The sequence below is a fragment of the Pseudomonas sp. HMWF021 genome (assembly GCF_003061005.1).
Taxonomy (GTDB): Bacteria; Pseudomonadota; Gammaproteobacteria; order Pseudomonadales; family Pseudomonadaceae; genus Aquipseudomonas.
On sequence record NZ_QAIK01000040.1, the window covers coordinates 79,508 to 85,026 of the forward strand.

Annotated in this window: 7 protein-coding genes and 1 pseudogene; 5 read left to right on the forward strand and 3 right to left on the reverse strand. The window is 61.5% G+C overall.

The window, feature by feature from the left end:
* The 4 genes and pseudogenes from DBR18_RS28725 to DBR18_RS04580 all read left to right on the forward strand — a co-directional run.
* A pseudogene (locus tag DBR18_RS28725) lies at positions 1–365 on the forward strand (MnmC family methyltransferase); the annotation flags it as partial.
* 50 nt (positions 366–415) lie between these two features.
* Positions 416–787: a YajD family HNH nuclease gene (locus tag DBR18_RS04570; protein ID WP_003222612.1), complete on the forward strand. Its 372-nt coding sequence runs from the start codon at positions 416–418 to the stop codon at positions 785–787.
* Positions 788–918: 131 nt separating this feature from the next.
* Positions 919–1,389, forward strand: coding sequence for an RNA methyltransferase (locus tag DBR18_RS04575; RefSeq protein ID WP_007911337.1), 471 nt, complete (start codon positions 919–921; stop codon positions 1,387–1,389).
* A gap of 82 nt (positions 1,390–1,471) precedes the next feature.
* Positions 1,472–1,849 carry a DUF2892 domain-containing protein gene (locus DBR18_RS04580; RefSeq protein WP_108589420.1) on the forward strand — a complete coding sequence of 126 codons (378 nt, stop codon included), beginning with the start codon at positions 1,472–1,474 and terminating at the stop codon, positions 1,847–1,849.
* A 77-nt stretch (positions 1,850–1,926) separates the two neighbouring features.
* On the opposite strand, the gene DBR18_RS04585 is transcribed toward DBR18_RS04580, so the two are convergent.
* Positions 1,927–3,156 carry a hypothetical protein gene (locus DBR18_RS04585; RefSeq protein WP_108589421.1) on the reverse strand — a complete coding sequence of 410 codons (1,230 nt, stop codon included), beginning with the start codon at positions 3,154–3,156 and terminating at the stop codon, positions 1,927–1,929.
* A gap of 36 nt (positions 3,157–3,192) precedes the next feature.
* The gene (locus DBR18_RS04590; RefSeq protein WP_108589422.1) at positions 3,193–3,642 is read right to left on the reverse strand and encodes a YcgN family cysteine cluster protein; all 450 of its coding nucleotides are present in this window, start codon (positions 3,640–3,642) and stop codon (positions 3,193–3,195) included.
* A 165-nt stretch (positions 3,643–3,807) separates the two neighbouring features.
* On the opposite strand from DBR18_RS04590, the gene DBR18_RS04595 reads away from it, so the two are divergent.
* Complete coding sequence (locus tag DBR18_RS04595; protein ID WP_108589423.1) at positions 3,808–4,401, forward strand: nitroreductase family protein; 594 nt, start codon at positions 3,808–3,810, stop codon at positions 4,399–4,401.
* Positions 4,402–4,525: 124 nt separating this feature from the next.
* Here the strand turns inward: DBR18_RS04595 and DBR18_RS04600 are convergent, their stop codons facing one another.
* Positions 4,526–5,458 carry a D-2-hydroxyacid dehydrogenase gene (locus DBR18_RS04600; protein WP_108589424.1) on the reverse strand — a complete coding sequence of 311 codons (933 nt, stop codon included), beginning with the start codon at positions 5,456–5,458 and terminating at the stop codon, positions 4,526–4,528.
* Positions 5,459–5,519: the final 61 nt, after the last annotated feature.

Here is a 5,519-nt window from a genome sequence, read left to right on the forward strand (position 1 = left end):
CGCTCGGTGAAAAGTCCGGGCGACCGCTGCTCGATCCGCGCACGGTGATCCGTCAGGACGACGTGGCCAAGGTGCTGCAAAGCGAGCTGAACGGCTTCGACGCAATCATGCTCGACGTCGACAACGGCCCCGAAGGCCTGACCCAGAAGGCCAACAGCTGGCTGTACTCCGCCGCTGGCCTGAATGCCTGCGCCAAGGCCCTGCGGCCCAAGGGCGTGCTGGCGGTATGGTCGGCCAGCGCCGACCGGCAGTTTTCCGACAAATTGAAGAAGGCCGGTTTCAAGGCCGAAGAAGTCCAGGTCTTCGCCCACGGCAACAAGGGCACCCGCCACACGATCTGGATTGCCGAGAAGCTCAAGGGCTGAGCTAAACTCTGCACATAACCGTCATCAGTCTTTTTTACAAAGGTGAACCCATGAGTTCGTCCACCCCGACCAACACGTCGAAGCTCGATCGCATCCTTGCCGACAACCAGCGCGACAAGGAAATGGGCTACCGCGACAAGGCCCTGAAAATGTATCCGCACGTGTGCGGCCGCTGCGCCCGTGAATTTTCCGGCAAGCGCCTGAGCGAGCTGACCGTGCACCACCGCGACCACAACCACGACAACAACCCGCAGGACGGCTCGAACTGGGAGCTGTTGTGCCTGTACTGCCACGACAACGAACACTCGCGCTACACCGACCAGCAATACTTCGGCGACGGCTCGCTGAGCACGCCGAAAATCGCCAAGGCCACGCACAACCCGTTTGCCGCCCTCGCCGGTTTGATGAAAAAAGAAGATTAAAAGCAAAAGATCGCAGCCTTCGGCAGCTCCTACAGGGTGCACGCCATTCAACTGCAGGAGCTGCCGAAGGCTGCGATCTTTTGATCTTATCCCCGTATAATCGCCCTCTTTTTCCCGAAGGCACCCCGCTCGTGGCAGACAAACGTTACAGCTGCATTGGTTTGTACAACCCCAAATCACCGGAGAACGTCGGTTCGGTGATGCGCGCCGCAGGCTGTTACGGCGTGGCGTCGGTGTTCTACACCGGCAAGCGTTATGAACGCGCCGCCGATTTCGTCACCGACACCAAGCGTGTGCACTACGACATCCCGCTGATCGGCATCGACGACCTGAAGAAGATCCTCCCGCTCAACTGCGTCCCGGTCGCCGTGGAACTGGTCGAGGGTGCCCGCCCGCTGCCCGAGTACACCCACCCGGATCGCGCGCTGTACATTTTCGGCCCGGAAGACGGCTCGCTGGACAAAGAGATCCGCGACTGGTGTGAAGACGTCGTGTACATCCCGACCACCGGTTGCATGAATCTGGCGGCGACGGTCAACGTCGTGCTCTACGACCGCATGGCCAAGGGCCTGAACACCCGCTCCGGGCCGAAATTCCGCTGAAACGTCGCACATCCGATGGAACGAGCCGGCCGCTGCGGCAGTCAGCTTATCTATCTATTGCACATTGCCTGGGAGACAGATCATGACCGAACTCAAACGTGTCCAACGTATCGAATCCACCCCGTTCCAGAGCCGCTCCGAGCAGAACGTCGAAGGCTGGGAGCGCATCGGTTCCCTGGCCGGTGGCGTGATCATGGTCGGCAAGGGCCTGCGTCGTGGCGGCGTGTTCGGCCTGATTCAAGTGGCGATTGGCGGCGTGGCGATGGCTCGCGGCATCACCGGCCACAGCTCGGTGAAAAGCCTGCTGGAGAAAAGCCGTCAGGACATGAACAACGTGCGGGCGAAGATCGAGCGCGCCGGTGAAGAACTGAGCCAGCTCAAGGCCAATGCCGAGGCGGCGACCAGCACTGCCACCGTGACCGGCAATGATTCGGTGAAATCGCCGAAAGCCGGGGTTTAAAAGCAAAAGATCGCAGCCTGCGGCAGCTCCTACAGAGATTGGTGTAGGAGCTGCCGCAGGCTGCGATCTTTTGATCTTTACCGCAACAACGCGGTATCAAGGACTCTAGAGGTCTCGCCGAGCACGCTCTCAGCCAGTTGCACAAACTCTTTAGTACTCACCGTCCCCAGATGCATCGCCCCGCGCAACACATCATCCAGCGAACGTTTGTTGCGGGTCTTCAAGCGAATCTCGCGATCCAGTTCCTGCAAGACAATCACCGCTTTTGAAACCTGCGCCGGGCTGATCTGCTCGCCGCGTAACGTCGTCACCTTCTGACTGTCCTTGGTCAACTTCGCCTGCAACGCCTGATAACGCTCATCGCTCATGCCGCCGGCACGGCGCAGCAGTTCGATCGCGTAATACTCGGCAAAGCCTTCGCTGATCCAGTCGCTGCGCTGCTCGTCATTGATCCGCCCGAACACCTGCGCCAGCTCGCGCACCAGTGCACTGCTGCCACTTTCGCTGACCAGCGGCAACCGCGTGTTGATGTAGATCGATTCGTGCGCACCGAGACTGCCGCGCCACATCGGGTCGTTGGCGCCGACGATCAGCAGTTTTTTCGGATGCCGGGGATAGACCGCTTGCACCTGAGGCCAGACGAATGTCAGCAGCGTCAGCACATCCATGCGCCGCATGCTCTGCCCTTGCGGCGAAGCCACGGTGACTTCGGTTTCGCCCAGACGCGTGCGACGGCTGCCGAGGTGACCGGCGAGCATCCAGCCGGTCGGGCGGTCGAACAGGCGTGACGGGTTGTCGATGCGGAATTTGTTCTTGCCGATGCGCGGCCAGGCGGTTTCGACGCTTTTCCAGCCTTCGGGCAATTCGAATTGCAAGCGCGCGACCAATTCGGTGCCGTCCTGTTGATCGAGTTTTGCAGGGGGCACCAGTTCGTCGCCGCGCATCACCGCCCAACTCGGGGTCATGCGCGTGTCGAACGTGCCGTTCTTGCGGCCGTGGCTGATGCGTACGCGGTAAGTCAGGCTGGCCTTTTCGCTCGCAGGTCGCCACACGCCACGGGCCTGCTTGCCCGGGCTCAGCAGCCATTGGCCATCGGCCTTGAAGTCGCTGTAGTGGCTGCCGTCGCCAAGGTCGAAATCGAGACTGCGCACCGCTTCGCCTTTGGCCAGGGTCAGGCGCACTTCGGCCTGATCGCTTTGCGGCAACAGACGCACGTGGTAATCCAGATCGACTTTCTTTGCCGCCCACACCGGCGCGCTTAGCGCCAGCAGGCCGATCAGCGATGCCCGCAGCAATCCCCCAGCCATACACACTCCTTGTTGAATCCTGGAAACCCTGGGTACTTACCCGGCGCGGAAAATCAGGTGATCTTCCCAGTCATCCTCCGGCACGCTGCCTTCGGCGAGCATGCGCCCGGACTGGGAAATCCGTTCGTGATGCACGGCGTCACGATCGCCGCACACCAGGTGGTGCCACAACGGCAGATCCTTGCCTTCGCTGACCAGTCGGTAACCGCAGGTCGGCGGCAGCCATTTGAATGCTTCGGCCTGGCCCGGGGTGAGCTGGATGCAGTCCGGGACAAACTTGATGCGGTTCGGGTAGTCGCTGCACTGGCAGGTCTTCAAGTCCAGCAGTTTGCAGGCGATGCGCGTGTAATAGACGCTGTTGTCTTCTTCATCTTCGAGTTTCTGCAGGCAGCACAGACCGCAGCCGTCGCACAGCGATTCCCATTCCTCGTGTTCCAGTTGCTCGAGGGTTTTGCGTTTCCAGAACGGTTCGACTTTGGCGGCCATGGCTCAAGCATCAACATCAGGTGGTGAAAAGGCCGCCAGTCTAGTGCCCAAGGCCTTGCGGGCCAAGCGCTGGCGACTGTCGGTAAATCGCGCTTGTCAGCCGAATCGCCGCCCAGTAGGGTTTTGCCACGAATTCATGACGCAAACACAGCAAGGAATCTTTCGATGAGTGCCAACCCTCGCGTTGCCGATTACGCCATTCACCCGCAGTTCACCGATCGCTGGTCGCCCCGCGCCTTCACCGGCGAAGCGATCCCGGAAGAAACCCTGCTGAGTTTTTTCGAAGCCGCTCGCTGGGCACCTTCAGCCTACAACTCGCAGCCGTGGCGCTTTCTCTATGCACGTCGTGATACGCCGAACTGGGAGCGCTTCCTGGGTCTGCTCAATGAATTCAACCGCAGCTGGGCGCAGCACGCGTCGGCGCTGGTGATCGTGATTTCGAAAACCACGTTTGCCGTGCCGGGCGCCAGCGAAGAAACCCCGGCGCTGTGGCACACCTTCGACACTGGTTCGGCCTGGGGCCACCTGGCGCTGCAAGCGAGCATCAGTGGCTGGCACACCCACGGCATGGCCGGTTTCGATCAGGCGCTGACCCGCAAGGAGCTGAACATTCCTGAAGGTTATGCACTGCACGCGGCGGTCGCCGTCGGCAAGCTGGGTGACAAGGCGACCCTGGCCGAGTACCTGCAGGCCCGGGAAGAGCCGAGCCCGCGTCGTCCGCTGAGCGAGCTGGCTGCAGAAGGCAACTTCACCCTCTAAGCCACAACGCAAAAACCACTGTAGGAGTGAGCCTGCTCGCGATGGCGTAGTGTCAGACAACATCAATCTCGACTGACACACCCTCATCGCGAGCAGGCTCACTCCTACAGATATCGCGGTGGATTCAATATCCGCGGTTGAAATCCACTTCCCCGCGCAACGCCTCTCCCGCCTGATACGCCTTCAGGTTTTCGACGAACAACTGCACCATCAACGCCGGCGACGTCGGTGCTGAGCTGTGCCCGGTCAGCAGCAAGCCCCAGGCAGTCCAGAACGGATGGCGTTGTGGCAACGGCTCCTGACGGCAGACGTCGATCACCGCGCCCGCCAGGTGCCCTTCCTTCAGCGCGTCCACCAGATCGGCGTCCACCACCGCTACGCCGCGCCCAACGTTGATGAACAAGCCGGTCGGCTTGAACTGCCTGAACAGCGCCGCGTCGTAGATATCGTGGGTGTGCGCGGTGTTCGGCAGCAGGTTGACCACGTAATCGACCTCGCCCACCAGTCGCGGCAGATCCGCCATCGAACCGACTTCGACGAACGGCGCCTGCTCGCGCGCACTGCTGGCGATGCCGTACAGCTCGACGCCAAACGGCAACAGGAACTGCGCCACGCTCTCGCCGATATCGCCGGTGCCGACGATCAGCACCTTGCGCCCGACCAGACTCTGGCCGGTGCGGTTGTCCCATTTGCGCTCGACCTGGCTAACCAGGCGCGCCAGCACTTCACGTTCGTGACCGAGCATGTAGGTCAGCACGTATTCGGCCATCACCTGACCGAAAATTCCCACCGCACGCGTCAAACGGTAATCGCGGCGCAGGCCATCGGCGAGCAACGGCGTTATGCCGGCCCAGGTCGATTGCAGCCATTGCGGCTGGTGGCCCTGCCGCAGCAGAGTCGCCAGCAGATCCGGCTGCCCCAGCCACACCGGGCAATCGACAGCCTGATGGGCCAGTTCGGCAGAATCGCCGCTGGTCAGCACTTCAAGCTCGGGGGCCGCCTGACGCAGCAGCCGGGCGTATATCGCGTGGTCGTGTTCAGCAATCAGAACGCGCATCTTCAAACCTTTCGCAAACCGTGCAGGCAACCGCCGAAGGAGTCGCGCTCCTTCGTGGCGG